Annotated in this window: 25 protein-coding genes; 12 read left to right on the top strand and 13 right to left on the bottom strand. The window is 67.5% G+C overall.

Features of this window, described 5'->3' with window-relative positions; genetic code table 11:
• Positions 1 to 108: 108 nt before the first annotated feature.
• Together FCN18_RS15835 and FCN18_RS15830 are read left to right on the top strand one after the other, a co-directional pair.
• The gene (locus tag FCN18_RS15835; protein WP_137095470.1) at positions 109 to 1,212 is read left to right on the top strand and encodes a Glu/Leu/Phe/Val family dehydrogenase; all 1,104 of its coding nucleotides are present in this window, start codon (positions 109 to 111) and stop codon (positions 1,210 to 1,212) included.
• A complete protein-coding gene (locus tag FCN18_RS15830; protein ID WP_137095469.1) occupies positions 1,209 to 1,517 on the top strand; it encodes an ACT domain-containing protein in 309 nt (102 codons plus the stop codon). The genes FCN18_RS15835 and FCN18_RS15830 overlap by 4 nt, the downstream gene beginning before the upstream one ends.
• A gap of 575 nt (positions 1,518 to 2,092) precedes the next feature.
• On the opposite strand, the gene FCN18_RS15820 is transcribed toward FCN18_RS15830, so the two are convergent.
• The 9 genes from FCN18_RS15820 to FCN18_RS15780 all read right to left on the bottom strand — a co-directional run bounded on the left by FCN18_RS15820 (position 2,093) and on the right by FCN18_RS15780 (position 10,748).
• Positions 2,093 to 3,247, bottom strand: a complete 1,155-nt coding sequence (locus tag FCN18_RS15820) for a thiolase family protein (RefSeq protein ID WP_113641748.1) — start codon at positions 3,245 to 3,247, stop codon at positions 2,093 to 2,095.
• Complete coding sequence (locus FCN18_RS15815; RefSeq protein WP_206077910.1) at positions 3,244 to 3,666, bottom strand: Zn-ribbon domain-containing OB-fold protein; 423 nt, start codon at positions 3,664 to 3,666, stop codon at positions 3,244 to 3,246. Before FCN18_RS15815 ends, FCN18_RS15820 begins: the two co-directional genes overlap by 4 nt.
• Entirely contained in the window at positions 3,663 to 4,697 is a 1,035-nt protein-coding gene (locus FCN18_RS15810) for an NADP-dependent oxidoreductase (RefSeq protein WP_137095468.1), read from the bottom strand. The genes FCN18_RS15815 and FCN18_RS15810 overlap by 4 nt, the downstream gene beginning before the upstream one ends.
• An 18-nt stretch (positions 4,698 to 4,715) precedes the next feature.
• Complete coding sequence (locus FCN18_RS15805; RefSeq protein ID WP_113641749.1) at positions 4,716 to 5,480, bottom strand: SDR family NAD(P)-dependent oxidoreductase; 765 nt, start codon at positions 5,478 to 5,480, stop codon at positions 4,716 to 4,718.
• A gap of 175 nt (positions 5,481 to 5,655) precedes the next feature.
• On the bottom strand, positions 5,656 to 6,819 hold the full coding sequence (locus tag FCN18_RS15800; RefSeq protein ID WP_137095467.1) for an acyl-CoA dehydrogenase family protein: 1,164 nt from the start codon (positions 6,817 to 6,819) through the stop codon (positions 5,656 to 5,658).
• A 34-nt stretch (positions 6,820 to 6,853) separates the two neighbouring features.
• Positions 6,854 to 7,423 (bottom strand): TIGR03086 family metal-binding protein, encoded by a 570-nt coding sequence (locus FCN18_RS15795; protein WP_137095466.1) that lies wholly within the window; start codon positions 7,421 to 7,423, stop codon positions 6,854 to 6,856.
• Positions 7,420 to 9,006 (bottom strand): AMP-binding protein, encoded by a 1,587-nt coding sequence (locus FCN18_RS15790; RefSeq protein WP_137095465.1) that lies wholly within the window; start codon positions 9,004 to 9,006, stop codon positions 7,420 to 7,422. The genes FCN18_RS15795 and FCN18_RS15790 overlap by 4 nt, the downstream gene beginning before the upstream one ends.
• 70 nt (positions 9,007 to 9,076) lie before the next feature.
• Positions 9,077 to 9,898, bottom strand: coding sequence for a glucose 1-dehydrogenase (locus FCN18_RS15785; protein WP_206077909.1), 822 nt, complete (start codon positions 9,896 to 9,898; stop codon positions 9,077 to 9,079).
• Positions 9,899 to 10,061: 163 nt separating this feature from the next.
• Positions 10,062 to 10,748, bottom strand: coding sequence for a TetR/AcrR family transcriptional regulator (locus FCN18_RS15780; protein ID WP_158303115.1), 687 nt, complete (start codon positions 10,746 to 10,748; stop codon positions 10,062 to 10,064).
• Here FCN18_RS15780 and FCN18_RS15775 point away from each other — a divergent pair.
• The gene (locus tag FCN18_RS15775) at positions 10,747 to 11,415 is read left to right on the top strand and encodes a TetR/AcrR family transcriptional regulator (RefSeq protein ID WP_112267771.1); all 669 of its coding nucleotides are present in this window, start codon (positions 10,747 to 10,749) and stop codon (positions 11,413 to 11,415) included. The two genes, FCN18_RS15780 and FCN18_RS15775, sit on opposite strands and share 2 nt — an antisense overlap.
• Here FCN18_RS15775 and FCN18_RS15770 read toward each other — a convergent pair.
• Positions 11,412 to 11,852 (bottom strand): nuclear transport factor 2 family protein, encoded by a 441-nt coding sequence (locus FCN18_RS15770; RefSeq protein WP_112267769.1) that lies wholly within the window; start codon positions 11,850 to 11,852, stop codon positions 11,412 to 11,414. The genes FCN18_RS15775 and FCN18_RS15770 overlap by 4 nt on opposite strands.
• Before the next feature lie 100 nt (positions 11,853 to 11,952).
• Between FCN18_RS15770 and FCN18_RS15765 the strand changes: the two genes are divergently transcribed.
• From FCN18_RS15765 to FCN18_RS15725, 9 genes are all read left to right on the top strand, one after another.
• Positions 11,953 to 13,053: a hypothetical protein gene (locus FCN18_RS15765; protein WP_137095463.1), complete on the top strand. Its 1,101-nt coding sequence runs from the start codon at positions 11,953 to 11,955 to the stop codon at positions 13,051 to 13,053.
• Entirely contained in the window at positions 13,041 to 13,496 is a 456-nt protein-coding gene (locus tag FCN18_RS15760) for a nuclear transport factor 2 family protein (RefSeq protein WP_206077908.1), read from the top strand. Before FCN18_RS15765 ends, FCN18_RS15760 begins: the two co-directional genes overlap by 13 nt.
• Before the next feature lie 62 nt (positions 13,497 to 13,558).
• Entirely contained in the window at positions 13,559 to 14,320 is a 762-nt protein-coding gene (locus tag FCN18_RS15755; RefSeq protein ID WP_158303114.1) for an SDR family NAD(P)-dependent oxidoreductase, read from the top strand.
• Positions 14,317 to 14,913, top strand: a complete 597-nt coding sequence (locus tag FCN18_RS15750; protein ID WP_137095462.1) for a histidine phosphatase family protein — start codon at positions 14,317 to 14,319, stop codon at positions 14,911 to 14,913. Before FCN18_RS15755 ends, FCN18_RS15750 begins: the two co-directional genes overlap by 4 nt.
• A 251-nt stretch (positions 14,914 to 15,164) precedes the next feature.
• The gene (locus tag FCN18_RS15745) at positions 15,165 to 15,923 is read left to right on the top strand and encodes an ABC transporter ATP-binding protein (RefSeq protein ID WP_158303113.1); all 759 of its coding nucleotides are present in this window, start codon (positions 15,165 to 15,167) and stop codon (positions 15,921 to 15,923) included.
• Positions 15,910 to 16,812, top strand: a complete 903-nt coding sequence (locus FCN18_RS15740; protein ID WP_113641757.1) for an ABC transporter permease — start codon at positions 15,910 to 15,912, stop codon at positions 16,810 to 16,812. The genes FCN18_RS15745 and FCN18_RS15740 overlap by 14 nt, the downstream gene beginning before the upstream one ends.
• Positions 16,812 to 17,912, top strand: a complete 1,101-nt coding sequence (locus FCN18_RS15735; protein ID WP_112267755.1) for a phosphotransferase — start codon at positions 16,812 to 16,814, stop codon at positions 17,910 to 17,912. The genes FCN18_RS15740 and FCN18_RS15735 overlap by 1 nt, the downstream gene beginning before the upstream one ends.
• A 48-nt stretch (positions 17,913 to 17,960) precedes the next feature.
• Positions 17,961 to 20,276 (top strand): arylsulfatase, encoded by a 2,316-nt coding sequence (locus tag FCN18_RS15730; protein WP_137095461.1) that lies wholly within the window; start codon positions 17,961 to 17,963, stop codon positions 20,274 to 20,276.
• Positions 20,277 to 20,336: 60 nt separating this feature from the next.
• A complete protein-coding gene (locus FCN18_RS15725) occupies positions 20,337 to 21,110 on the top strand; it encodes an SDR family NAD(P)-dependent oxidoreductase (protein WP_137095460.1) in 774 nt (257 codons plus the stop codon).
• A gap of 495 nt (positions 21,111 to 21,605) precedes the next feature.
• On the opposite strand, the gene FCN18_RS15720 is transcribed toward FCN18_RS15725, so the two are convergent.
• Genes FCN18_RS15720 through FCN18_RS15710 form a run of 3 tightly spaced genes read right to left on the bottom strand, consistent with a single transcriptional unit; the run spans position 21,606 to position 24,389 of the window.
• Positions 21,606 to 22,043 carry a nuclear transport factor 2 family protein gene (locus FCN18_RS15720; RefSeq protein ID WP_137095459.1) on the bottom strand — a complete coding sequence of 146 codons (438 nt, stop codon included), beginning with the start codon at positions 22,041 to 22,043 and terminating at the stop codon, positions 21,606 to 21,608.
• Positions 22,027 to 23,328, bottom strand: a complete 1,302-nt coding sequence (locus FCN18_RS15715) for a cytochrome P450 (protein ID WP_158303112.1) — start codon at positions 23,326 to 23,328, stop codon at positions 22,027 to 22,029. Before FCN18_RS15715 ends, FCN18_RS15720 begins: the two co-directional genes overlap by 17 nt.
• Positions 23,329 to 23,369: 41 nt before the next feature.
• Positions 23,370 to 24,389 (bottom strand): ABC transporter substrate-binding protein, encoded by a 1,020-nt coding sequence (locus tag FCN18_RS15710; protein ID WP_137095457.1) that lies wholly within the window; start codon positions 24,387 to 24,389, stop codon positions 23,370 to 23,372.
• Positions 24,390 to 25,250 lie beyond the last annotated feature (861 nt).

The raw sequence follows: 25,250 nt of genomic DNA, 5'->3' as shown, positions 1-25,250 counted from the left end.
GGAGGTTTTTTTGTTGGTCCAGCACCCCGCCCTGCTGAGGTGGGGCAGTGTTGTCGGATGCCGTCGGCACCCTTCCGGCGGATCCTCCACTCCCACAAGGAGCCAAGAATGTCTGGTGTTGTCGAGTCCGCCGACCATGAACAGGTCGTATTCTGCCGCGATCGAGCCAGCGGACTGCACGCGATCATCGCGATCCATTCCACCGCGCTCGGGCCCGCCCTCGGCGGAACCAGGTTCCACCCGTACAGCTCCGAGGATGACGCGCTCAGCGACGTTCTCCGGCTCTCGCGCGCCATGACCTACAAGGCGGCGTGCGCGGGCCTGGATCTGGGTGGTGGCAAGGCGGTCATCATCGGTGACCCTGCCAAGCTGAAGACGGAGCCGCTGCTGCGTGCCTACGGCAGGTTCGTGGAATCCCTGGCAGACCGCTACTACACGGCCTGCGACGTCGGCACCTTTCCCGACGACATGGACGTGATCGCCCGGGAAAGCCGGTTCGTGACAGGCAGGACCCGCACACACGGCGGAGCAGGCGACTCCTCGGAACTGACCGCGTTCGGCGTCTTCATGGCGATGCGCGCGGCCGCCGCGCACACCTGGGCAACCCCGTCCTTGCGCGGCAGGAGGGTGGGGATCGCGGGCGCGGGCAAAGTGGGTCGCAGACTGGCCGAACACCTCAGCGCCGATGGCGCGTCGATCGTCGTAGCCGACGTGGCGAATGCCGCCGTAGACCAACTCCGCGCCCGCCACCCGGACATCGAGGCCGAGGACCCGCAGAAACTCCTCGCCCGAGACCTGGATGTCTACGCGCCCTGCGCTCTCGGCGGAGTGCTCGACGACGAGACCGTTCCCGCTCTGCGGGCAGAGATCGTGTGCGGAGGTGCGAACAACCAGCTCGCCCACGCCGGGATCGCCACGCTATTGCGTGACCACGGCGTCCTCTACCTGCCGGACTATGTGGTCAATGCCGGAGGACTGATCCAGGTCGCCGACGAGATCGCCGGTTTCGACGAACGGCGCGCCCGCGCCCGCGAGGAAAAGATCTTCGACACCTGCCAGCGCATCCTCGCCATGGCAACCGACCACGACATCACACCGGCCCGGGCGGCCGACCACCTCGCCGAACAGCGCATCGCCGAGATCAGCCGCCCGCGCGGCAGCTGGAGGCCGAACCAGGCCACCGCGCCGCAGCCGCGTGAGGTCGCGCCGTGAAGGGAGCCGACTCCGAGCCCAGCACGACGATGGGGGAGAAGTTCGTTCGGCAACGCCTCGCCATGCATGTCGCCGGATTCGGCGGGGTCCTGCGCGTCATCAGCCTGCTGCACCAACGGCGTTACGCCGTGCGCTCACTCCGCATGGAACCCACCGGTGTCCAGACCTGGATGCTCCACCTCGTCGTCGACACCACCCCACCCGACGCAAAGACGAACCTGCTCGTCAAACGACTCAACCGGCTACCAAGCACGCTCAAAGTCCGCCCCAAGGCACCCAAAGCGATCAGCTCGATCTGGGACTAGCCGCACTGCCCTGAGGGTTGCGAACGCGAGAGACACGTGAAGGGACGACCGTGGCGTGACCGAGGGCCTCCGGGTTCGGCGTGGACCACCACATCTGCACTGACGCCCGCGAGGCCCTCGTGTCCCACCGTAATGCCCTGCTGATCCCCACCGGCAGACTGCGTCCGCCCGGTGTGCGGTGGGGGAGGGCTGGCCACTGCGCCGAGCCGGGGAGCGGTTCAAGTCTCCGTCTCCACCGCAGCGCCGGGCGCGCGCTACCACGCCGAGGGCGAGGCGGGCGTGACCGGCGGTTCTTCGCGCCACGGCACCGGTAGGACGGGAAGTTGCGGTAATCCGGAGCAGTCGGTCGTTCGCTGACGGCCGAGGGGCGTGCCCGGGCGGCGGTCGACCACGCCGTGTCCGCCCTGCGCCGTCCGCAACGTGATCGTCCGCTCCGGAATGGACTGTCCAGTACGGACGCTGCCGGTTGCGTCACCTCGTCGCCCACACCGAACTCGCCGCGCGCAGCATGTCCTGCAGACCCATCACGGAAGGTATCCGTCTACGGGGCCGAACTGGTTCTCGACCGCGAGGGTTCAGCGGGTGATGATGGTGCAGGCGGCGATCCCCGGTGCGCCGTACACGTGGGTGAACCCGACTCGCGGCTCGCCGGCAATCTGGCGGGTTCCTGCCGTGCCCCTCAGCTGGCGGACGACTTCGTGTACCTGCCGCAGGCCCGAGGCGCCGACCGGCTCGCCGTTGGCCAGGCACCCGCCATCGGTGTTTATCGGAAGCGTCCCTTCGGGTGACGTCGCTCCGGCGTCGAGAAGTTCACGCTGCTGGCCGTGCTCACAGAGACCGGTCTCGGCCATATGAATGATCTCGGCCCCGGCGTCGGTATCCTGCAGCTGGGCCACGTCGACATCGCGCGGGGTCACCCCCGCCTTGGCGAACGTGGCGCGGGCCGCGTCGACCGTCGGGCTCGCATCGGCTCCTGGCGGGAGCCAGCTCGCGAAGACCTCGAACGAGCCGAACCGGCGGGTGCGCATGGTGGCGGCAGCCAAAGTGACCGGCCGATCGGTGAGGTCGGCTGCGCGGTCCGCGCTGGTGAGTACTACGGCGGCGGCGCCTTCCGCAGGAGAGCAGAGCATGTACTGGGTGAGCGGCGGGTTGATGACTCGCGCCGCCATGATCTCGTCGGGGGTGAACTCGGTACGCCGCCACGCGTCGGGATTGGCCGCCCCACAACGAAACGCCTTCGCGGCGACCTCGCCGAGCACCTCGTCCGGCAGCCCGTGCGCATCGAGGTAGCGGCGTGCTTTCATCGCGAAGAACTGGGTGGTCACCATCAGCCCGCTTTGCCCGTACCAGTCACCGTGCCCGTAGTCGGCCGGTCGGGCCCCGAATGCACCGCGCGGATGCTTGTCGAACCCGAGCACCAGCACGGTTTCCGCCTCGCCCGACCGGATCGCCTGCGCCGCGGTGGTCAGTGCGACAGTGCCCGTGGCGCAGCCGTTCCGGACGTTGACGAAGGGAATTCCAGTGAGGCCGAGGGATGACACGGTCGTGTCAGGCTTCCCGGAGACGTTGCTCCCGCCGACCGCGTAGTCGATGTCCTGCCAGGACAGTCCCGCGTCGGCGAGTGCCGCGCGTGCGGCGTCCACACCCATGTCCCGGCCCGAGTAGTCGGGGGAGTGCCTGCCGAACGGCGTCATGCCGATCCCCGCGATGGCCACTGCGCCGTGGTTCATGCCGATCCTCCCGTCGCAGGTGCGAACGCGTAGCCGATCACGGGCTGACCCCCGTCCACCAGCAGTGTCAACGGCACGAGGCGCATGCGCGTGCCGACGCGCAACGCCTCGGGGTCGGCCTCGAGTCGTGCCTCGACGATGACGTCACCGAGGTCGACGTAGCCGACCGGAAACGGCTCGAAGCCGGTGCTCGGCGCGGCGTACGGCGCCTTGGGCTGGAAGGTCTGCGTGGTCCACGTCCACAGCACGCCCTCGGCGGGAAGCTCGATCCGATTCATCGTCCTGCGGGCGCAACGTGGGCAGTCGGCCTGCGCCGGGAATGTCGTGGTGCCGCATTCCGCGCAGCGAGCCCCGGCGAGGCGGATCGGGTCCAGAGAGGCGATCACGTTCGCATCGATGGGCGGCGCCGGGCTGCTCACGACAGCCGCTCCGGCCCGATACGCACCAACGCCTTGCCGATGTTGCCACCGGTGAGCATGGACAGGAACGCGTCGGCCGCGTTCTCCAAACCGTCGGTGATGGTCTGCCGCGAGACCACCTCGCCGGTGCGCAACCAACTCGCGACGCGGCGCTCGAACTCCGGCCGGAGATCCTCGTGATCGCGGACGATGAAACCCTGGATCGTGAGCCGCTTCAGCGTCGCCTGGATCAGGTGAGCGATCGGCGGCGAGTCTGCGCGGCTTCGCAGGTCAGCGATCATCCCGCAGAGCGCGACCCTGCCGCCTTGGCGCAGCGCGTGGAGCGCGGCCACCAGGTGTTCGCCGCCCACGTTGTCGAAGTACAGATCGATACCGTCCGGCGCAGCGGCCGCCAGACCGCCGGGTAGATCCGCGCGGTAGTCGATACCTACGTCGAACCCGAGCTGAGACTCGAGCAGCTCGGCCTTGCGTGCCCCGCCCGCACTGCCGATGACGCGTTCGGCACCGAGCAGTTTCGCGAACTGCCCGGCCGCGCTTCCCACGGCCCCCGCCGCCGCCGAGATGAAGACGGTGTCACCTTCCCGCAGGCCACCGGTTCGGACGAGTCCGACGTAAGCGGTGAACCCGGTCTGACCGAGGATGCCGAGCCAGTCCGGCAGGGGCGCCAGGTCGGGATCCACGACTGTCGCGGTGGCCGCGTCGACGAGAGCGTAGTCCCGCCACCCGAGCCGATGCCGGACGTAGCACCCGACCGGAAAGCCGTCGACGTCACCGGCCACGACTTCGCCAATGGCCGAGCCGTCCAGCGGGCCGCCGACCTCGAAGTTGGTGGTGTAGTGCTTCTCCGTGGTCTCCATGCGGCCCCGCATGGCGGGGTCCACGCTCATGTAGACGTTGCGGACCAGCAGCTGACCTGGCACGGGCTCGGTGATCGGCTGGTGGCCGATGCCGAAGTTCTCCGGACCCGGTTCGCCCGCCGGGCGCGAGGCCAGGCACACGACGCGGGTCGTGGCGGGGAAGGTGTCGAGCATGATGTACCCCTGGCGTTTCTAGAACTGCACCCGACTGACGAAGCCACCGTCCACGACGAGATTGACGCCGGTGCAGTACGCGGCGGCCGGGCTGGCGACGAAAGCAACGGCCCTGGCGACGTCCTCGGGAGTCCCCAGCCGGCCGAGCGGGATGCGAGATCGGACGCCCTCGTAGAACTCCGTGCGCTGTTCCTTGATCCGCTCCCACGTGCCGCCGGGGAACTCCACGGGACCGGGAGAGATGGTGTTGACCCGAATTCCTTGTGGCGCGAGGGTGCGGGCCAGCGCCGCGGCGTGGTGGGTCACCGCGGCCTTCGCGGCGCCATACGAGTTGGGACCGGTCGGGGGCAGTGTGTCGAAGGCGGACGTCGTGCCGATCGAGACGATCGCCGGTGCGTCAGAGCGTTCCAGATACGGCACGGCGGCTTCGGCGAGACGCACGAATGCGAGCAGATCGGCCTGGAAGCTCGTCTGCCACTGCTCCGGGCCCTTCTGGGTGCCCACCGACGCGTTCGACACCAGGATGTCGAGTCCGCCGAGCAGATCGGCGGCGCGCTCCACGAACGGCACGATGGCGTCCGTTTCGGACACGTCGAGCCGGGCGGTGTGCACGTTGACGCCGAAGTGCGCGAGCTCCGCCGCTGTCTTGTCGAGAGCTTCCTCGCCCCGTGCGCAGAGCACCAGGTCGACACCTTCGTCCGCGAGCTGCGCGGCGATCGCCCTGCCGATGCCACGGCTGGCTCCGGTCACGATCGCCTTGCGGCCCTTGAGGCCGAGTTCCATGAGGAACCTTCCTTCGGGATGGGAGGTAAAGCCAGCGGCGCTGACCCTTTGGGACAGTTTGTAAAGTACGAATATAGTTACTTGTCGTCAAGGCATTCGACGGCGGATGCCCATGTCCGTGTCGGGCGGAGCAGCCCAGATCCGCTCGGGAAATGCTTGGGTGGGCTTCAGGTATTCACGCCGTGGCTCGTCGCGCCACCCGCTTCGCCAAGGACATGCGATGCACCTCAGAGGCGCCGTCGTAGATGCGGAAGGCGCGAACGTCGGCGTAGATCCTGCCGAGGATCGTCTCCTCGCTGGTGCCCATGCCCCCCGCGAGCTGCACCGCGCGGTCGACGACGCGGTTGACCGCCTCGCTGATGGCCACCTTGGCGAGTGAGGACTCCTGCCCGCCGCGTGAACCTTGCACGATGGCCCAGCAGGCCTGCCACAGCAGCAGCCGGCTGGCGTGCAGATCGATCTCGTTGTCAGCGATCAATTGCTGGGCCATCCCGAGATCGGCCAGTCGCGACCCGAACGCCTCACGCCGCACGGCATGCCGCACCGCGATGTCGTGGGCGCGGCGCGCCGCCCCGAGCCATCGCATGCAGTGGGTCAGCCGGGCGGGCGCCAAGCGTACCTGCGCATACCGGAAACCCTGGTGCACCTCGCCGAGCACGTCATCGACGGACACGCGGCACTCGGTGAAGGTCACCCGGCAGTGACCGCCAGGCATGGAGGCGTCGATGGTGTGCGCATGCTCGCCCACGACCATCCCGGGATTGTCCGCGTCGACCAGGAACATGGTCGCGTGTTCGCCGGTGCGGGCCATCACGATGGCGAACCCGGCACCGTCGGCTCCGGTGATCAGCCACTTCTCGCCGTTGATCACCCACTCGTTGCCGTCGGGACGAGCCTGGGTCCGTAGCGCGGACGGATCCGACCCGGCGCCGGGCGGTGGTTCCGTCATCGCGAAGCAAGACCGGACGTCTCCCCGGGCCAGCGGCTCCAGGAACCGGGTGCGTTGCTCGGGCGTGGCCACCGTGTCCAGCAGATGGAGGTTGCCCTCATCGGGCGCGGCACAGTTCAGCGCGAGCGGGCCGAGCAGTGAGTAACCCGCCTCCTCCAGCAGGATCGAGCTCGAGAGCAGATCGAAGCCCCCGCCGCCGAGCTCCGCGCTGAGTTGCGGCGCCCATACGCCTGAGGCACGGCCGCGGCGCCGCAGCTCGGCGGTGAGCGCGTCGTCGACGCTCCTGCCGATGACGCGTTCCTCGAGTGGGATGACCTGCTCGGCGATGAACCGCCGGATCCGGTCCTGCTGCTCCGCGACCTCGTCAGGGATGGTGAAGTCGATCGTCATTCTTTGCCGCGCCTCCGTTGCCGGCTCGGTGGAATCACGCGGGGAGCGGGCGGCGACCGAGGAACGCCATGAGCCGCCGCGTCGGTCCATCACCGTCGGCGGGCTCGAGCGGGTCGCTGAACGCACGTGGCCTGCGCAGCACCTCGGCCGGCACCGAACGGAAGAACGACTCCATGAAGGACACCCAGGCGGCCGGCAGTTCCGCTTCCTCCCCGCGGGCGACCGCAAGGTCCCATCGGTGGACGGTGAAATCGCAGCCGTGGAACAGCAACTTGGCATGCGGAGAGTCGGACGGCAGCGGCCATCGGTCATCGAGGGCCGTCTCCGCCAGGACCTTGCGTAGCTGCCCGCCGGCCTCCGACCAACGCTCTCGCGCAGGCGAGGCTGATTCCGAGGCCTGCCACGCCTGGTCTCGCAGGAAGGCACTTGCCCGGTCGGCGGTGTCGGCGGCGTGGCGCACCAGGTCGGCGACGGTCCAATCGGCGCACGGCGTGGCGTTGGCCCAGTCGTGGGCCGTCACACGGTCGAGTTCGGACTCGAAGAGGTCCATTCCTTCGACCAGGACGTCTCTGATGGAGGCCGGGCCTTGACGGCTGTCGCTCACAGCGCGCTCCCTTCCTTGTGCGCTCCAGCGGTTTCGGCGTACCGCTTGCGGAGCAGCTTCTTGTCGATCTTGCCCATGGCGTTGCGGCTGACCTCGTCAACGAATCGGAACCGGCGAGGCACCTTGTAGCCGGCAAGCGACCGCTTCAGGAAGTCGACGAGCACGCGCTCGCTCGGTTGTTCGGCGTCGTCTGCGATCACGATCAGCGCGAGCAGCGACTCGCCGAGGTCGGTGTCGGGCACGCCGATGACGGCGGCATCGGCGATCGCCGGGTGCGTGAGCAGGACACGCTCGATCTCAGCGGGATAGAGGTTCACACCGCCGGAGATGACCATGTCCGCGATCCGGTCCGTGATGAACACGTAGCCTTCCTCGTCCACGTATCCCACGTCCCCGAGTGAAGCGACGCCGGGCGCGATGTGGGCGGACGCGGTCTTTTCCGGGTCGCGATGGAATTCGACGTCGTACCCCGCCGGTGCACGGAAGCCGAGGACGCCGACTTCGCCGGGCGGTAGCCGGTTGCCGTTCTCGTCGAGCACGACGACTTCGAACGGCGGGACGCAGCGGCCGACGGACCGCGGATGGGCCAGCCACTCCTCGGAGGTGATCCGGCAGACGGTGCCGATTTCGCTCCCGCCATAGGACTCGGTGAGCACCGGGCCCCACCAGTCGATCATCGCCCGCTTCACGTCGGGCGGGCATGCCGATCCGGTGTGCGCAACCGTGACGAGTGAGGACACGTCGTAGCGCGCACGGGTGTCGGCGGGGAGGGCGAGGAGGCGCTGGAAGTGCGTGGGCACCATGACCGACGACGTCACGGAGTGCCGCTCGATCAGGTGCAGCACCCGCTCCGAGTCGAAACGACCGAGTACCACCAGTGGCTGGCCGGAGATGATGTGCCGGAGGGCGGTCAACGGGCCGTTGTGCTGGAGGGGACCCACGATCAGATGCGCTCCGGACGGGAAGCTGGCCTTGGCGGCGAGCGCCGCGGCGTATTCCCGCGCGGTGGCGAACGATCTGGGCAGCCAGCGAACCTCCGTGCCCCGTGCCCGGCCTGTCGTTCCAGACGTGTACACGATCGGTGGTCGTGGCGGCCGTTTCGCCGCGTGGTCAGTCTCTTCAGTGCCGGGCCGGACAGCGGCCGACGCCACGTCGGCCCAGGTCGTGATGGCGCCGCCTGCTGGGATGTCCTGCCGGGGATCAACGTTGTGGGCGATGACGGTGGCGTCCACCGCGTCAGCGGCGACCAGACTCGCCGCGATACCGAGCGGGCCCGTGACCACGGCCACCGCACCGGAATCGGCGAGTTGGTCGGAGAGTTCCGTCTTGGTGAGCTGCCGTGAGAGGGCTACGGTGCCGACGCCGGACAACAGGCCCGCCAGGTGGGCGACCACCGTCTCTATCCGGTTCTCGCCGAGAACACCAATGCGCTGGTCGGGGTGTGGCGCCAGCGCCGCGAACCGGCCGGCGACAGCGGTGACTTCAGCCGCGAGCCCACGCCACGTGAGCGATCGCGCGTCGTCGACAACGGCCACGGCGTCGGGCTGCTCCTCGGCGCGCTCGGCGATCGGTCCCAGTTCCACCGTTCCTCCTGTCACCGACGGGCGAGTCGATAACTATACTAGCCATATAGAAACAGTGGAAGTCAAGAAACTATCGCTGCGGCTGCGCCCAACTGCCGAGATCCTCAGGGGCAAGGTTTTCCTTCGAGCCCGTGGTCAGTCCGCCATCGACCATGATCGTCGTGCCGCTCACGAATCCCGCCTCGTCGCTGGCGAGCCATACGGCAGCCGCGGCGACGTCCCTGGGGAGACCGATGTGTCCTCGCAACGGCGTCCGCGACTTGAACGCCTCGGTGGTGGCCGCCAAGTCGTTCGAGTCGCCCGCGACCCGCCCGGCGGTCATCGGCGTGACGATCTTGCCGGGAGCGATGGCAACCGCGCGGATACCCCAGGTGGCCAGTTCGGCGGCGACATTGCGCGTCAGTCCGATCACGCCGGACTTCGCGGCCGCGTACAGGTGCGGACCCCAGCCGCCTTGCACGCCGGCGATGCTCGTCGTGGCGAGGATGACGCCTGATCCCTGCGGCTTCATGACGCGCGCCGCGTGCTTCGTACCGAGGAAGACGGAGCGCAGCAGAACCGACGTCGCCAACTCGAAGTCATCGACGCTGAGCGCGTCGATCGGACCGGATGCGCCGACGACGCCCGCGTTGTTGACCATGCAGTCGAGGCGTCCGTGCTGGTCGACCGCACGGTCGACCAGCGCGCGGATGTCGCTTTCCGACGTGACGTCACAGTGGACGAACTCCGCGCTGTCTCCCAGTTCACCGGCGACGGCCTTCCCTTTGCTGTCGGCGATGTCGGCCAGCAGTACGGACGCTCCCTCCTCGACCATCGACCGGGCGATCGCCTCGCCGATACCGCTCGCGGCGCCGGTAACCACCGCCACCTTGTCTCGCAACCGATTCGCCACGCGCCCGACCTCTCGTGAGTAGTTCCGCTGCATGGGTAGTTTCGATATACAAACTACTGAAACTTGCCCTGCACTATGGCACACCCTCGATCGGCTGACCAGTTCCCGCGCTACCGATCCCCGCCGTTGCGGGCACCCAGCGCACTGGGCCACGCTCCGCTGATCAGGCCACCCGGTAGAGCACGTTGATCACGCGGGCGCACTGCTCGTGGACCTCGTCGCGAAAGTGTTGCGGGCCGAGCGTGCGATACGCGGCGTCGAGAGACAGCTCCGCACGCAAGGCCGATTCGATAACGGTGACCAGGGACAATCCCTCCAGCGATGTGGAGGCACCCGGCTCCCGCCCTGTTGCCCGGCAGATGGCGGCCGCCGCCGCGGCGGATGTCCGCGACGTGGCGTTCTGCCTGATCTCCTCGACGGCGACCGAGGCTCCTCGTGAGTTCACGAAGTAGACCGAGGCCTTCATGCGATGCTCGTTCGCCCAGTCGAGCAACCGCTGGACCACCGCGAGAACATCGTCGGCCGACCGCGCATCGCCCCACAACCGTTCGGCCTGGTGGGTCCAGTCCTCGGCGAACTGCGTCACGAACTCCTGCAGGAGATCTTCCCTGGACGGGAAATGGTAGTAGAAGGCGGCCGGCGTCATGCCCGCTTGCCGCACGATCTCGGCGATCGTGACGAGGTCGACGGGCTTAACGGCGAAAAGCTCGACGGCGGCCTCGATGAGCTGGAAACGCCGGGAAGGGCGATGAGCCGGTCGACGCGCTTTTGATTCTGGCATGGGACTACAATATCCAGTGCTAAGGTGATGGCACAGGTGCGACGCCGAGCGATGAGCGGAGTGTGCCATGGGCAGTAGGGGCGATGCGGTCACCGACGAGATGGAGGGTGAACGCAAGCCCGCGCATCGTCCGTCCCGGCGTTCGGAGATCATCCAGGTCGCGACCGAGGTTTTCGCACGTCAGGGCTATGCGGAGTCAAGTATCGAGGACGTCGCGGCGAAAGCCGGCGTCGTGCCGACCGCGATCTACTACCACTTCGGCAGCAAAGAGGAGTTGCTGCACGAGGCCCTGAAGTCGGCGATGGAGCAGTTCAGCGCGTACGTCATGCGGCTACGCGCGTCCGGCGAGAAGGTGGGCGCCGACGTGCTCCGGCGGGTCGTGAAGGCCGGCTGGGAATGGTGGACGACGCACCCCGACGAGAGCGTCCTCATCGGCCGCTACTCGCAGTCGACGACCGGCCGGGCTCTGGAGCTGCGGGCCGAGTGGGAGGAGCGCCACCGCTCCCGCGCCTACGACTACCTCTCGAACGGTGTCCGTAGTGGCCGGGCCGCGCGCCAGCAGCACGCCCGCGACACCCTGCGGATCAGGGCGTTGCTCGACATCATCCTCGCCGCCGAGGCGGCCGTGCTGCCCGGCGGGGCCCTCACCGGGTATCCGCTGCCGGAACTATCCGACGAGCTCGCGGACGTCTGCGTCCGCCTGGTCGCGGCCAATGGGTGGGACGCGGACTCCTAACGCCGTTCCGGCTCCATGGCCTTCAGGTAGCGCAGCCGAGCGCCGCCGTCGTGGTAGTCGACCTCCTCGGCTATGCGGTCGCCCTCGAACACGACGAAGCTCATTCCATCGACCCGCCACGGCTTTCCGACGTACTCCGGGCCGAGGGACGAGTCCGTCTGCGTCGCCGACATCGTCCAGGTGAAGGCCACCCCGTCCGGCCGGTGCCAGAACCGTCCGGACGGTTCGAGTTTCAGGTCGGGGTACCGGTCGAGACCGTGACCGAAGTAAGCGCGGATCGCCTCCCAGCCTTCGTACCGGCCGCCGACCGAGTCCTCCAGTGCCGGGTCCTCGGTCAGAAAGCGCCGCGGCGCGTCGAGGTCACCGCTGGACCATGCCTTGAAGAGAGCCTGGATCGTGTCCTCTCGCGCCTGGCGAACCTGTTCCTCGTCCGGCATCTGTCACCTCGCGTCTGCTCGTACTGACCCGATAGATTCTGAAGTCAGATTATAGTATGGTGGCTGCGGTAGTCCACCGGCCGGGACGAAAGGGATTCGCATGCTCATCGGTCTGGACGAATACCCGTTTCATCAGATCGCGGAGTCCTTCGCGGGCGCCGCGACGGGCGACCCCTCCTGGAATGACGGTCACTACGTCGGGGTCGCCGACCACGCTGGACGGGTCTGTCTGACCGCGAGTCTGCGGCTCTACCCCAACAACGACGTCATGGACGGCTTCGTGTGCCTGCGCCACGGCGGCCGGCAGTACAACCTGCGGGTCTCCCGGCGGCTACGGCCGGAGCTCGACATGCTCCGGGTCGGTCCGCTCGCCATCGAGATCGTCGAACCGTTGCGCGAGTTCAGGTTGACCCTCGGGTCCAACGAGCTGGGCATCGCGCTCGACCTGCTGTGCCACAGCACGACACCACCGTCGAGGAGTCCGGTGGAAACGACCCGAGTCGACGGCAGGCTGGTGAGCGAGCGGACGACCTACGAGCTCACCGGCACGTGTTCGGGCACGGTCGAGGTCGCCGGCGAGCGGTATGAGCTCGTCCGAGGCTCGGCGGACTTCTTCCGCAACCACTCCTGGGGAATGCACCCGGGACGAGGCGGCCCGCGGCCGTACGCCGCGCCGGGAGCCGCCAAACGCAGGGTGCCCGGCGTGCGCCAATGGGTGCTGTTCAACATGCCCGACCACGGCGGGCACTTCTTCGAAGATCCGAGCGGCCGCCGCGCATCGGGTCGCGGGGTCATCATGCTGGCGGACCGGCTGGTCGAGGTGACCGGCGTCGAGCATGACCTCACCTTCTACGACGGCGGCCGCAGGCTTTCGGGTGGCTCGTTCGCTCTGACCGACGCGGAGGGCGGGCACCGCGAGTACCGCATCGACGACCTGGGATGGATCTACTGCCAGGGCGGCGGGTACTTCGGCGGCTGGGACGACGGTCTCGGGCAAGGGGTCTACCGCGGTGACGACTACCTCGAGGGCGAGGTCTGGGACGTCTCGCATCCGACCGTGGTCGTCGACGCCGCGGGGAACGAGCGGACCTTCGACCACGACTGGGCGGAGAGCTTCGTCCGGCTGACCGGGCCGGGCGGCACCGGCTCCGCTCACTACGAATGCGTCGTCATCAGGGAGGGCGAATCGTGGAGCGGCTGACCTCGACGGACGCGGAGCTTCGGCAGCTACGGGACCGGGCGGAGATCGCGGACCTGTGCACGCGCTACGCGTACGCCCTCGACCGCAAGGATTGGGTGGCCGTAGCGGAGACCTTCCTCGACGACGCGGTCTTCGAGCACCCGGGCGGACGGCTGCGCGGTGCGGAGGCGATCGTGCACCGGGCGCGCACGGCGCTGGAGCGACTCGACGCGACCCAGCATCTCATCGGCAGCATCACGGTGGCGGTCGACGGCGACTCGGCACGGGCACGCTGCTATTTCCACGCCCAGCATGTGCGTGCGGGCACGCCGGGCGGAGAGCTCTACACCATCGCCGGCAGCTATGCCGACCGGCTCGTGCGCACGACGGCAGGCTGGCGCATCGCCGAGCGTCTGCAGGAGTACTCCTGGCGTAGCGGCAACCGCCAGGTCGTCAGCGGATGAGCCGAGACAAGGCCCGGCAGCGGGTTCACGCAACGCAGGACGGCAAGGAAAGGGGTCCGGTAATGGACCTGGAGGATCGAACAGTGCTGGTCACCGGAGCCAACCGGGGCCTTGGCGCGTCGTTGGTCGACGTCGCGCTCGACCGCGGCGCCGCGAAAGTCTATGCCGCCGCACGCGACCCGGAGTCGCTGGCGGGGGCGGCCGAGCGGAGCGGTGGCCGGGTCGTTCCCGTGCGACTGGACGTCACGCGGCCAGAACAGATCGAGGCCGCCGCGACGACCGGCGATGTCGACCTGCTGATCAGCAATGCCGGCATCACCAGCCAGGCGCCGATCCTCGCCGCGCCGGACATCGGCGACTTCCGCCGGACGATGGAGGTCAACTATTTCGGGTCGATGCTGCTGCTGCGAGCGTTCGCCGAGCAGTTGAGGCAGCGTCGCGGTGGCGTCATCATGATCCTCTCGGTGGCGGCGGTCTCGCTGTCCCGGAGCGCGCCGGCCTACAGCGCCAGCAAGGCCGCCGCCTTGATGCTCGGGTCGTCCGTGCGGGAGGAGCTCCGCGAGCACGGCGTTGCGGTGACCGTGTCCCTGCCGGGCTGGATCGACACCGAGATGGCCGCGGGGCTGGCCGCGGAGAAGGCGACCCCTCGCGAGGTCGCCGAGCGTTCGGTCGACGGGCACCTGGCGGGTGACGACGTCGTCTGGCCCGACCGGTTCGCCACCCTGGTCAGGACCCAGGTCGACACCGGGATGCTCGATCTGCTCAGTCGGCCGCGCGCCGTGATGAACACGCTTGCGGCCGAGTTCGCCGGTGGCAGCCGATGACCGAGTTGCTGCTCGTCCGGCACGGGCGTCCCGAGTCGGGACGGATCGACCCGCCGTTGAACGACGAGGGCATAGCCCAGGCGCGGCGCTTGGCGAGGGCGCTCGAAGGCGCGGGCGTGACGGCGCTGGTCTCCAGCGATCTGCGACGGGCAAGGCAGACCGCCGACATCGTCGGTGCGGCCGTCGGTCACGCGCCGACCAGCCTTCCCGGGCTCCGGGAATGGGGGCTGCCGGCGGACGCGATGGAGTACGTCGCCCTGGAGTTCCTCGAAGGCGACGACCCACGATCGACGGCCATCGCCGAGGGCCGGTACATGGACTTCGTGCCCGACGTCGTAGACCTCACCGCCTTCCGCGCGACCGTGGTCGACGCGTTCGACGAGATCCTCGCGAGCCACCCGGCGGGCAGGGTGGCGGTCGTCTGCCACGGCGGAACCATCAACGCCTATGTCGGTCATCTGGCGGGCATCTCCGACGTCTTCTGGTTCCACCCGGACTACGCCAGCGTCTCCCGGGTCGAGCGCGTGCGGGGCGGCAGGGTGGTCATCCGCTCACTGAACGAGACACCCTGCGTCTTAGTGGAGTCGAACTAAAAAAAGTTGCCGGGATCTGTTCCTCGGACGTTTCCCGGCAGTTACACTACACGCACTAAAGAATCTATGCCTGAGCCCCAGGCGTAGGGAGCATCTCGGCTCGCACGCGTACGAGGCAACGGCCAGCGTTGACCACAAGACACTCGAAGGCGGCAAGTGACATGGGAGCTAGGGCAACTGGTGTCGTCATGCACACGACAGACGGAAGCGAGGCGACACCACCCGCGGGTCCGTCGCCACAAGAATACTCGGTGAGCCTGGAAGGCGTCAGCGTCGCCTTCGACGTACCCGGCAAGGGCAACCTTCTGGCGGTCGACAACATCGATCTGCACGTTCCCGCGGGACAGTTCGTCGCACTGGTGGGACCGAGCGGGTGCGGGAAGACGACCGTGCTGAACATGCTCGCGGGCCTGATGCGGCCGAGCGCGGGCGTGGTGAGCCGCTACGGCAAGCCGGTAGACGGCCCGTCCCGGGACATCGGTTACATGCTCGCCCGGTCCGCGCTCACACCATGGCGCACGATCCGGGCGAACGTCGAGCTGGGGCTCGAGATCCGCGGGGTGGCCGCTCGCGAGCGCAAGAGCCGGGCCATGGCCCTGCTCGAACGGTTGAAGATCGATCACTTCGCGGATGCCTACCCGTCCCAGCTGTCTCACGGGATGCAACAGCGCGTCGCGATCGCGAGGACACTGGCGATCGATCCTGATCTGTGGTTGATGGACGAGCCGTTCGGCGCGCTCGACGCCCAGACGCGTGTTCGCGTGCAGTCCGAGTTCCTCGCGCTGTGGGAAGGCAGCGGAAAGACCGTGCTGTTCGTGACCCACGACCTCTCCGAGGCCGTGCTTCTCGCCGATCGGGTCATCGTCATGACCCACCGGCCCGCTGAGATCAAACTCGACATGATGGTCGACGTCGAGCGCCCCAGAAACCCCCAGGAACAACTCTTCGATCCACGGCTCGAGGAGATCGAGCGGACGCTGTGGGAGGAGCTGCGGCATGAAATCCAGTAGCACCGAAACCGTGGCGAAGGATCAAGTGGACCGGCCGTCCGCGGCGCCGGCAGAGCACGCGACCAGGCCTCCCGAGCAGGCACGGCGCCGGACCCGCAGGATGGGCGCACTCGATCTGCCGGTCGTGGCCGTCCGCATTCTCATCTTCGTCGCGCTCATCGGCGTGTGGTACTGGTCGGTCGAGGACGAGTGGCTTCCCCGGATGTACACCGCGACGCCGATGGAAACATTCGAGCGGCTCGTGGAGATGGTCCAGCAGTCGTCGTTCTGGCACTCCATGCAAGTGACCCTGTCTGAGACCCTGCTGGGCTGGGTGCTCGGGTCGTCGGCCGGCCTGATCGTCGGATTGATACTGGGGCGCTGGAACCGGCTCGCATCGATCGCCGATCCGTATCTGACGTTCGCCAACGCCACGCCCAAGATCGCGCTGGCACCGTTCTTCATCCTGTGGTTCGGCGTCGGCCCGTCGTCGAAGGTCGTGCTCGCCGCGGTCATCGTCTTCTTCATCGTCCAGGTCCCGACCCAGGCCGCCGTGTCCCAGGTTCCGCCCGACCTCAACACCGTCGCCACCACGATGGGTGCGACGGAGCTGCAGAAGTTCCGCATGGTCGTGTTGCCCGGCATCATGGCGCCCGTGTTCGGTGCGTTGCGGCTGGCCGCGGTGTACTCCCTGCTCGCCGTCGTCATGGGGGAGTTCATCGCCGCGCGGGTGGGGTTGGGGCAGGCTCTGATCACCTCCACGAACCAGTTCGACATGCGCACCGCGTTCGCCCTGCTGATCGTGCTCGCGACACTCGCTGTGGTCATCAATCTCGGTGTTTCGGCGATCGAGCGGCGAGTACTTCGCTGGCGGGCGCTGGAGTCGAGCGCGAGCTCAGTGTCGATCTGATGACGCAACATCGGCCCCCGCTGCCGATCCCGGCACCGTTCCCTCGCGACGACCGCGAACTCCGTGGTGACTGGCTCCCGCGCGTCCTCCAGCTTCCCGACGTGCCTGCCCATTCGGTCGCTGTCGCGCGGATCGGCGAGGACCGGGGACACATGGGATCGTCCTACCGGCTGACGTTCGAATGCGAACATCCGTCACACCCGGCCAGGTCCGTCGTCGTGAAGCTTCCGGCACCGGAAGCTGCGGCGAGGGAGGCCGCGAACCGCGGTGGCTTGTACGTTCGAGAGTTCCGGTTCTTCAACGAACTCGCGCATCGAACGGCGGTTCGTGCTCCGCGGTGCTTGGCGGCGGGCTACGCCGAGCCTGACGGCTTCGCCCTGGTCCTCGAGGACCTCGGCGCGGCACGGGAGGTCGACCAGGTCGCGGGATGCGACCTGGCACATGCCAAGACGGTGCTAGCCGAACTGGCCGCCTTCCATGCCAGCTGGTGGGACCGGCCAACCCTCGCCGAGATGACGTGGGTGACCCGGCACGCCGACGAGCATCGGGTCGAGAACCTGACGGGGATCCTCCGGGATGGCTGGCCGGTCCTCTGTGAGGCGCTCGCGGACCGGCTGCCACCCGACGCGCTTGAGGTGGGCAGGGCGATGGCAGAAGCGTTGCCGACAGCTTTCGGGGCCTTGGCGGCTGAGCCGCAGACGCTGTTGCACGGCGATGTCCGCCTGGACAACCTCCTCTTCGACGAGTGGGTCGTGCTGCTGGACTGGCAGAGCCTCTCCCGCGGCGCATGCGCCCTTGACGTCTCGTACTTCCTGGCCCAGAACATCCCGGCCGCCGACCTGGAGGTCCATGGTGAGGAGTTGCTCGCGGGCTATCAGCGTGGGCTGGCCGCGGCGGGTGTCGAGTACTCGACGGAAAGGCTGCGCCGCGCCATCGCGTTGGCCCTGCCGTTGAGTTTCGCGGTGGCGGCTTCGCTGGTCGTGGTCGCCGATGCCGAGGCAGAGCGCACTCGCGAACTCGCCGCGGCGATGGCGGTGCGGTCGCTCGCCGCGCTCAAGCACTTCGGACATCCGCAGCAGATGCTGTCCACTTCGCCATAAGCGGTGGCACGACTCAGCACCCCTCGATTCCGACTGAGGAGACGAACAGTGCAGCAGCGCGACTCAGGAGCGTACGCCGGTTTTCACGGCAGAGTCGGTACGACGTTCGCGACCTCCCAACCGTGGTGGCCGCCGCGACCGGAGGCGCCCGAAGGAGCACCGAACGTCATCGTCATGCTCGTCGACGACCTCGGCTTCTCGGACCTCGGCTGCTTCGGCTCGGAGATTCCGACCCCGCACATCGACGCCACCGCCGCCGAGGGTATCCGGTTCGCCAACTTCCACAGCACTCCGATGTGCTCGCCGACGAGGGCCGCCCTCATGACCGGCCGAAACGCGCACGCGGCGGGTGTCGGTTTCGTCGCGCACATCGACCCCGGATTTCCCGGCTATGCCTCGGAACTGCCCGCCAACCAGCCGTCGATGGCCGAGGTGCTCCGTGAGAACGGCTACGCGACGTTCATGGTCGGCAAGTGGCACCTGTCGAAGGAACAGGACATGTCCGAGGCGGGAAACCGGCAGTCCTGGCCACTGCAACGCGGGTTCGACCAGTACTACGGATTTCTCGAGGCGCTGACGAACTTCCATCAACCACACCGCCTCTACGAAGGCAACAGTGTGGTACAGACGGAAAGCTTTCCCGACGACTACTACCTCACCGACGACCTCACTGACCGCGCGGTGCGGATGATCAAGGAATCGAAGACCGCCGACCCGCACAAGCCGTTCTTCCTCTACTACTCCCATGGCGCCGTACATGCTCCCTTGCACGCCAAGGCGGACGACATCGCCCGCCATCGGGGACGCTATGACGCGGGCTGGGACACGCTTCGGGCCGAGCGGTTCCAGCGCCAGAAGGAACTCGGCATCATGCCCGAGGACACCGTGCTCCCGCCACGCAACGACGAACCGGGTGAGGACGTGCCGCCGTGGGACTCGTTGACCGATGACGAGAAGGCGCTGTATCCGCGGTACATGGAGGTCTACGCGGCCATGGTCGAGAGCGTGGACCGCAGCGTAGGGCGGCTGCGTGCCGTGCTGGCGGAGCTCGGCGAGCTCGACAACACGATCGTCATCATCACCAGCGACAACGGCGCGTCCCGGGAAGGCAAGGCGACGGGGACGACGGCGTACTTCCGGGATGGCGGAAGCCAGACGCGAGACGTCGACGGCAGCGTGATCCGCGAGGCGCTGGAGCGGATCGACGAGATCGGCGGGCCGACCACCTGGCCGCACTATCCGCGCGGGTGGGCAATGGCGTGCAACACACCGTTCCGGCTCTATAAGGTGTCCACGGTCGCAGGCGGGCACCAGGTTCCGATGGTGCTGTCCTGGCCCGCCCGGCTACCAGCGCGGGACCAGCCAGTGCGGTGGCAGTACTCCCACGTCACCGACGTCCTGCCGACGCTGGTGGACTGGATCGGCCTCACACCGGTCACCGCACGTCACGGACGGCCGGCGGAGCCGCTGCACGGGGTCAGCCTCCGGCCCGCCATCGACGACCCCGACGCACCTACCGAACACACTCGCCAGCACTACGAGTGCATGGGCAACCGAGCGCTGTACGACGACGGCTGGGAGGCCCTGACCGTCCACAAAGCACTGACACCGTTCTCCGAAGACCGGTGGCAGCTCTACCACACGGCCCAGGATCCGACGCAGACTCGCGACCTCGCCGAGCAGCACCCCGACCGGCTCGCCGGGCTGGTGGCCACGTGGGAGGAGGAAGCCTGGGCCAACCAGGTTTTCCCACTGGATGAGGGCAACCGGCTCAAGTACTACTACCGGCCATCGTCGCACGAGCGATTCGCCGGGCAGCTCCGTATCCCGCGAGGCACACCCACACTCGAGCGCTGGCGGTCGAGCCAGCTCATCTCCGGCCGGTCTTTCCGGATCGTCGTCGAGTGGAACTACCATCAGGGCGACGAGGGAGTCCTCGTCGCACACGGTGGTCAGGAGTCGGGGTACGTGCTCTATGTCGAGGACGGGCGACTGGTGTTCACCCACAACAACTGTGGTGCCCTGCATTCGATGTCCGTGGCTCTGGGTGAGCACTGCGGCGCTGTGATCGTTGACGTCAGCGCGCCAGGCGGTGGTGTCTGGGACGTCTCGCTCGTCGTGGACGGGGCACCGGAGGCCAAGGCCGCAGGCCTCCGGCAGTTCGCGGGCTTCCTGCCCTTCAACGGAATAGACGTCGGAAGGGACCTTCGCTCACCGGTGGACTGGGACCTGGCACAACGGCGTGGCACTTTTCCGTTCAGCGGCGAGCTGCGCGCCGTTCGGTACGAGCCCGGGGAACTCGCTCCCGACGCGGCGTCACGCAAGCTCGAGGAAGCACGCCAGATCGGCCTCGCACTGGAGTAGCCGGCGCTGGTGTCAGCGTGCCGGACGACCGCAGTCAGAACAGGTAAGGGCAGAAACGATATGGGTTCACTACAGGGCAAGACCGCCGTCGTCACGGGCGGCTCAGCGGGCATCGGCCGCAGCATCGCGGAAGCCTTTCTCGCCGAGGGCGCGGCTGTGTTGATCGGCAGTCGAAGTCAGGTAAAGGGCGACAAGATGCTCGCCGAGCTCGGTGCCGGTGAGCGGGCTCGCTTTCTTGCCACGGACGTCACGAGGCAGGAAGACGTCGAGCGGCTCGTGGACGCCGCCCATCACTGGTTCGGCAGGCTCGATATCGCCGTGCTGAACGCCGGGGGAGTGCGGCAGTCCGCTCCCATACTCGAGATGACAGACGACGAGTGGCAGTTCGAGCTCGATGTGAACCTCAACCACACGTTCTGGGGTCTCCGTCGCTCGCTGGGTTACATGGTGGCCCAGTCGTCCGGTCGCGTGATCTGCATGTCGTCAGTGGAGGGCAAGCGCGGGAGGCCGGGAATCGCGGGGTACGCGACGAACAAGGCGGCCATCATTACCCTCGTCAAGGCGGTGGCGCACGAGGTCGGCAAGTCCGGGGTGACGGTGAACGCCCTGTGTCCCGGCCTGGTCGTCACCGACCTGGTCGCGGACCGCGGCGGAGCGGGTCAGGGGCTCGCCGGCGTTGACGCGGTTGTCGAGAAGTACAGCAGCGAAGCTGCCACCGGGCGGCCCGTCACTCTCGACGAGGTGGCCTCACTCGCGGTGTTCATCGCGGGCGACGCGGCATCGGGGATCACGGGTCAGGCACTGTCTGTCGACGGCGGGACCGCGCAGTACTGAGCCGAGGTCGGCGATCGTCGGGCATGAGTCGCGCGGTCTGCCAGCACCTGCGTGCGTATCAGCCGACTTCGGCGAAGGCGAGCGCGTCCGACGACAGTGCCCGATCGACAAATCATCCTGCGGTGTTCACGGCATGGATCCACGGACCGAGCCGGGTTCGCCCCAGGGCTTCGCGGACCACCGTGGACGGGTACCGAATGCGGTCGTCTGCCGCGGTGGGCAAAGAAATGTCGCACGGCGATGCCGTCGCAGGGAGGTATTCCTCGGCTCTGACGGGGCGTAACCGCGCCAGGCCTAGCCGGGTCCCGCGCGGATGGCACGATGCGACGGCCGCTGCCAGCTCAGCGCGGGACTCAGGGCCTGGCCGGGCACGCAGCACGTGGACTGAGCCGTCGTCAGTCGCCTCGAGCAGACCGGGAGCCAGGCCTCGCACATGTCCGGGCCGGCACCTGTATCGGCGGCCCAGACATGTGCGAGTCATCGATCCTCCGCTGCTCAAGGTGCCGTTTGCGGGGTGAGGAAACCGCGTCCCTCGAGGGAAGCCAGGGGGGCGCCCCGGTCGAAATACTCCTCGTCGTGGGCGACCAGTCCGTCGACGAACCGGATCCAGGCCATGCCATCGATGCGAGCCGTGGAGCCTGCCAGTCCCGCGCCGAAACGGTCGGTCTTCATCCGGCCCGTCATGGTCCACACACAGGCGGCGGTGTCACCGTCGACCCAGATGCGCGTGGGCGCCGTTTTCAGGTCGTCCCAGACCTCGAGACTGCCCGCGTAGAACTGGCGGATCGCTGCCCTGCCGTCGAACCGGCCGTTGACATTGTCGAAGAACACCGCGTCGGGCTGGAACAAGGCGGCGACTTCGTCCGGGTCTCCGCTGCTCCAAGCCTGGAACAGGTTGACTACCAGCTGGCGAGGGTCACTCGCGTCCGACATGGTCCGGCACCTCCGTTGACTCGTCTGTCCTGGACAACAACCGCACCCAGAGGGACGTGAGTCCCCGCAGGATGAAGCTCGGTTCGTAGGCGAAATCGTTCGCGCCGGCCACGAGTTCGAGCCGCTGGAAGCGCTGGATGAGGCCGTCGAGCACGACGCGTGCTTCCATCCTGCTGATCGGCGCGCCGAGGCAGAAGTGCGTGCCCTTCCCGAAGGCCAGGTGGCGGCGCACGTTCGGCCTTCCACTGTCGAAGTCGTCCGGTCCTTCGAAGAACTCCGGATCGCGGTTCGCCGCGGCGTACATGATGATGACGGTCGATCCCGCCGGGATCGGGACGTCACCGAGCCGAGTATCGGTCGTCACCCTGCGCGGGATGCCCTGGGCAGGACTCGCCAGCCGCAGCACCTCCTCGACGAATCGGGGTATGCCCTCGGGGTCGGTCGCCAGCTCCTGGTACCGCGCTGGCTCCTCTGCCAGGACCCGCACCGCCTCGGCGAGCAGTTTCGTCGTGGTCTCGATACCACCGACGAACAGCTGACGGCTGAGTGAGATCATCTCTTCGTTCGACAGCGGCCGTTCGCGGTCGCCCTCGGTGATGCGCGCCTCGACCAGCGCGGAGAAGAAGTCAGAACCAGGGGCGCGCCGCGCCTGCTCGATGCGGTCGTGGAAGTAACGCTGCATCTCGACGAGCCCACGTTCTGCCTCCAGCCGCCGCTGTTCCTCGACGTGGTTGCCTACCGCGACGGTCGCGTCCTTCGTCCACCGTCGATAGGTATCCGTCATGCTGGTGTCGAGGCTCATCAGCTCTGCCGTCACCTGGATCGGCAGTGGCTCAGCCAGCTCCGTGACGAAGTCAACCGCTCGATCAGCCAAGCGATCGAGCAGCCGGTCGCAGACCTCTTTGGCGCGCGCCTCGTAGGCGCGTATTCTGGCCGGACTGAAGAACGGCGTCACCACCGCGCGGTATTGGCTGTGCAAGGGCGGATCTTGCGTGGCGAGCGTGGGGACGTGGGGCCAGCCTTCAGCGCGTATTCCGGCGATCTCCTGCTCCATCGCCTGGCTTGGGGGGTCTTCGCGGGGGCAGTTGTTGGAGAACGTCTGGGTATCGCGGAGAACGGCTTCCACGAGGTCGTATCTGGTGACGATGTAGACACCCGCTGGTTTCGAGTAGTACACCGGTGCCGACGATCGCAGTGCGTGGTAGGTAGGAACCGGGCACTGCTGCAATGTGGGGTCATAGGGGTCGACGCCGCCATCCGTCAGCGCGCTTTCGCTTGTTGTCATCGCCGTCTCGCTTTCTGGCGGCTGATCGGGCAGGGCACGGCTCAAGGCTGGACGGTCCACGACTCGGCGGGGTAGAGCTTGCCGACCGTGCCGATGCTCTGGACCCATTGAGCGGCCGCGTCGAGCTGCCGGATCTCCTCGTCGCTCAGCGCCGCGCTCTCCGGGAAGTCGTCGAGGTGGTTCTCGTACAGGTAGGTCGCGGTCTCCGGCGGCGTCGACAACGTCTGCTGCATCAACTGGATCACCCGGTCCTTGTTGGCGGGGTCGCGGATGAAATCGAGCGTGGTGTTCATGACGTCGATGTACCGCCGCAGCAAGTCAGGGTTCTCGTCGGCGAACTCACGCGTCGCGGTGGTCACCACGCCCGGCCAGATCAGGTTATCCGGCGCCTCACCGGCGCGAACCGAGAAGGGAGTCTTGGCAAGACCGCTCTCGACCGCTTGAGCGATCCCCGGCTCGAGGGTAATTGCCATGTCGATCTGATTGTTGTCCATCGCGGCCATGGTCGTCGACGGGAGACCGGTCGCGATGTAGGTGGCCGATTCCGGATCGACCCCGGCCTCCTTGAAGAGGGTGCGGGCGATGTCCTCCGCGCCCGTGCCGCGCGCGATAACGCCGACCTTGGCGCCCTTCAGGTCTCGCATGGCGCCGCGCCAGTCTCCCTGTTCCGCGCTGATCGGGTAGTCCTTGTCGACGATGATGTCGAACTGTGATGCCCGAACGGTCTCCGTGAACGCGACGAGGTCGGTGCCCTTGTCGATGATCGGTAGCATGTTGTTCGGGACGTTGTCGACGACGTCGAGCTCCCCGGACACCTGAGCGGCGGTCTGTTCGGGCCCTGCTTTGATGCCGATGAACTCGGGCTTGATGCCGTGGTCACCCCAGAAGCCCTCCTCTTCGGCGACGAACAGCGGGAACTGAGCCCATGCTGGTGCGCGGCCGATCTTCAGCTCCGCAGCGCCTCCCTCGTCGGCTGCGTCGCCGGCGCCACCGCACGCAGACAGCAGCAGTGTTACTGCCAACACCGCGCCAACCGCGCGGACGCCGTTGCGAACTTTCATCGGGAGCCTCCTGTAGCCGGGGTAAAGATGGTGTCAGTGTTGAGTAACTCATCTGAGCCTGTCAACAGTTTCTATATATCAGCTTGAAATAGTGCGTCGAGGTGAGCAGGTGACGGGCCGGGATCCTCGTCCTGATGATCAGATTGACTGCAGGGTCGTAAGCTGGTGGAAACACCTCGAGCGGTGATCCCCGGTGTGCGGCGGATGAACACGCCGCGTGACCCCGAGTCACGGTTACTGCATCGCACTTAAGGAAAGCCGGATACCGGCTGGTCCCGCCGTTCGCCGGTCCAAGAGCGGCGGGAGCCGAACCCGAACGACCGGCCGCACGCTCAGCATCCGTCTGGTAGCCGATCGCGGTGATGGGCGCGGCGCACTCGGCGTTCGACACGGTGCGAGTGGAATCGAGAACCGGGCGACCACAACGGGGCCGACGACCCTGCCTCGGCCGGTTCGCCTCCGGGGTCACCGCGATGCTGGGACGGCGCGCGCCTGCGGAGGTGCAGCACGGGCGCATGGTTTCCCGGTCCATCCCTTGTCGGATGGTCAGGTCGTCGCGTGGCTTTCAGCATCGCTGGACGTACTGTATTCAACGTATAGTAACCCGGCTCGGTGGGCTCAGTCGTCTCCGCGCCGCTTTCGAGCTCTTCGCGTGCTTCCACTGGAGTCTGGTCCCGGTCAGTCGACCGGTGCGCGACCGGCCCGCCGACGGCCGCGAGGGGTGATAAGTGGAGCGGCACTAAAAAAAGTGGGACGAGTTCTGTTCCCCTGCGGCTGGTGGAGAGTTAAGCTAGACGGACTACAAAATCTCGATGGCCGTAGGTATGCCGAGTACTTGCCTCGGACGAGCACACTGCGAAG

Origin of the sequence: Prauserella endophytica (assembly GCF_005146945.1) — a bacterium.
GTDB lineage: Bacteria > Actinomycetota > Actinomycetes > Mycobacteriales > Pseudonocardiaceae > Prauserella_A > Prauserella_A endophytica.
The sequence above is the reverse complement of the archived record's forward strand: the minus strand, read 5'-3'. Positions and strand labels throughout refer to the sequence as shown.

Excerpts from the sequence above, each read along its gene's own strand:
- FCN18_RS15835 (WP_137095470.1), top strand. The coding sequence starts at position 109 with ATGTCTGGTGTTGTCGAGTCCGCCGACCATGAACAGGTCGTATTCTGC.
- FCN18_RS15820 (WP_113641748.1), bottom strand. The coding sequence starts at position 3,247 with ATGAACCACGGCGCAGTGGCCATCGCGGGGATCGGCATGACGCCGTTC.
- FCN18_RS15810 (WP_137095468.1), bottom strand. The coding sequence starts at position 4,697 with ATGCTCGACACCTTCCCCGCCACGACCCGCGTCGTGTGCCTGGCCTCG.
- FCN18_RS15805 (WP_113641749.1), bottom strand. The coding sequence starts at position 5,480 with ATGGAACTCGGCCTCAAGGGCCGCAAGGCGATCGTGACCGGAGCCAGC.
- FCN18_RS15800 (WP_137095467.1), bottom strand. The coding sequence starts at position 6,819 with ATGACGATCGACTTCACCATCCCTGACGAGGTCGCGGAGCAGCAGGAC.
- FCN18_RS15775 (WP_112267771.1), top strand. The coding sequence starts at position 10,747 with ATGGGCAGTAGGGGCGATGCGGTCACCGACGAGATGGAGGGTGAACGC.
- FCN18_RS15780 (WP_158303115.1), bottom strand. The coding sequence starts at position 10,748 with ATGGCACACTCCGCTCATCGCTCGGCGTCGCACCTGTGCCATCACCTT.
- FCN18_RS15770 (WP_112267769.1), bottom strand. The coding sequence starts at position 11,852 with ATGCCGGACGAGGAACAGGTTCGCCAGGCGCGAGAGGACACGATCCAG.
- FCN18_RS15765 (WP_137095463.1), top strand. The coding sequence starts at position 11,953 with ATGCTCATCGGTCTGGACGAATACCCGTTTCATCAGATCGCGGAGTCC.
- FCN18_RS15755 (WP_158303114.1), top strand. The coding sequence starts at position 13,559 with ATGGACCTGGAGGATCGAACAGTGCTGGTCACCGGAGCCAACCGGGGC.
- FCN18_RS15750 (WP_137095462.1), top strand. The coding sequence starts at position 14,317 with ATGACCGAGTTGCTGCTCGTCCGGCACGGGCGTCCCGAGTCGGGACGG.
- FCN18_RS15740 (WP_113641757.1), top strand. The coding sequence starts at position 15,910 with ATGAAATCCAGTAGCACCGAAACCGTGGCGAAGGATCAAGTGGACCGG.
- FCN18_RS15735 (WP_112267755.1), top strand. The coding sequence starts at position 16,812 with ATGACGCAACATCGGCCCCCGCTGCCGATCCCGGCACCGTTCCCTCGC.
- FCN18_RS15725 (WP_137095460.1), top strand. The coding sequence starts at position 20,337 with ATGGGTTCACTACAGGGCAAGACCGCCGTCGTCACGGGCGGCTCAGCG.
- FCN18_RS15720 (WP_137095459.1), bottom strand. The coding sequence starts at position 22,043 with ATGTCGGACGCGAGTGACCCTCGCCAGCTGGTAGTCAACCTGTTCCAG.
- FCN18_RS15715 (WP_158303112.1), bottom strand. The coding sequence starts at position 23,328 with ATGACAACAAGCGAAAGCGCGCTGACGGATGGCGGCGTCGACCCCTAT.
- FCN18_RS15710 (WP_137095457.1), bottom strand. The coding sequence starts at position 24,389 with ATGAAAGTTCGCAACGGCGTCCGCGCGGTTGGCGCGGTGTTGGCAGTA.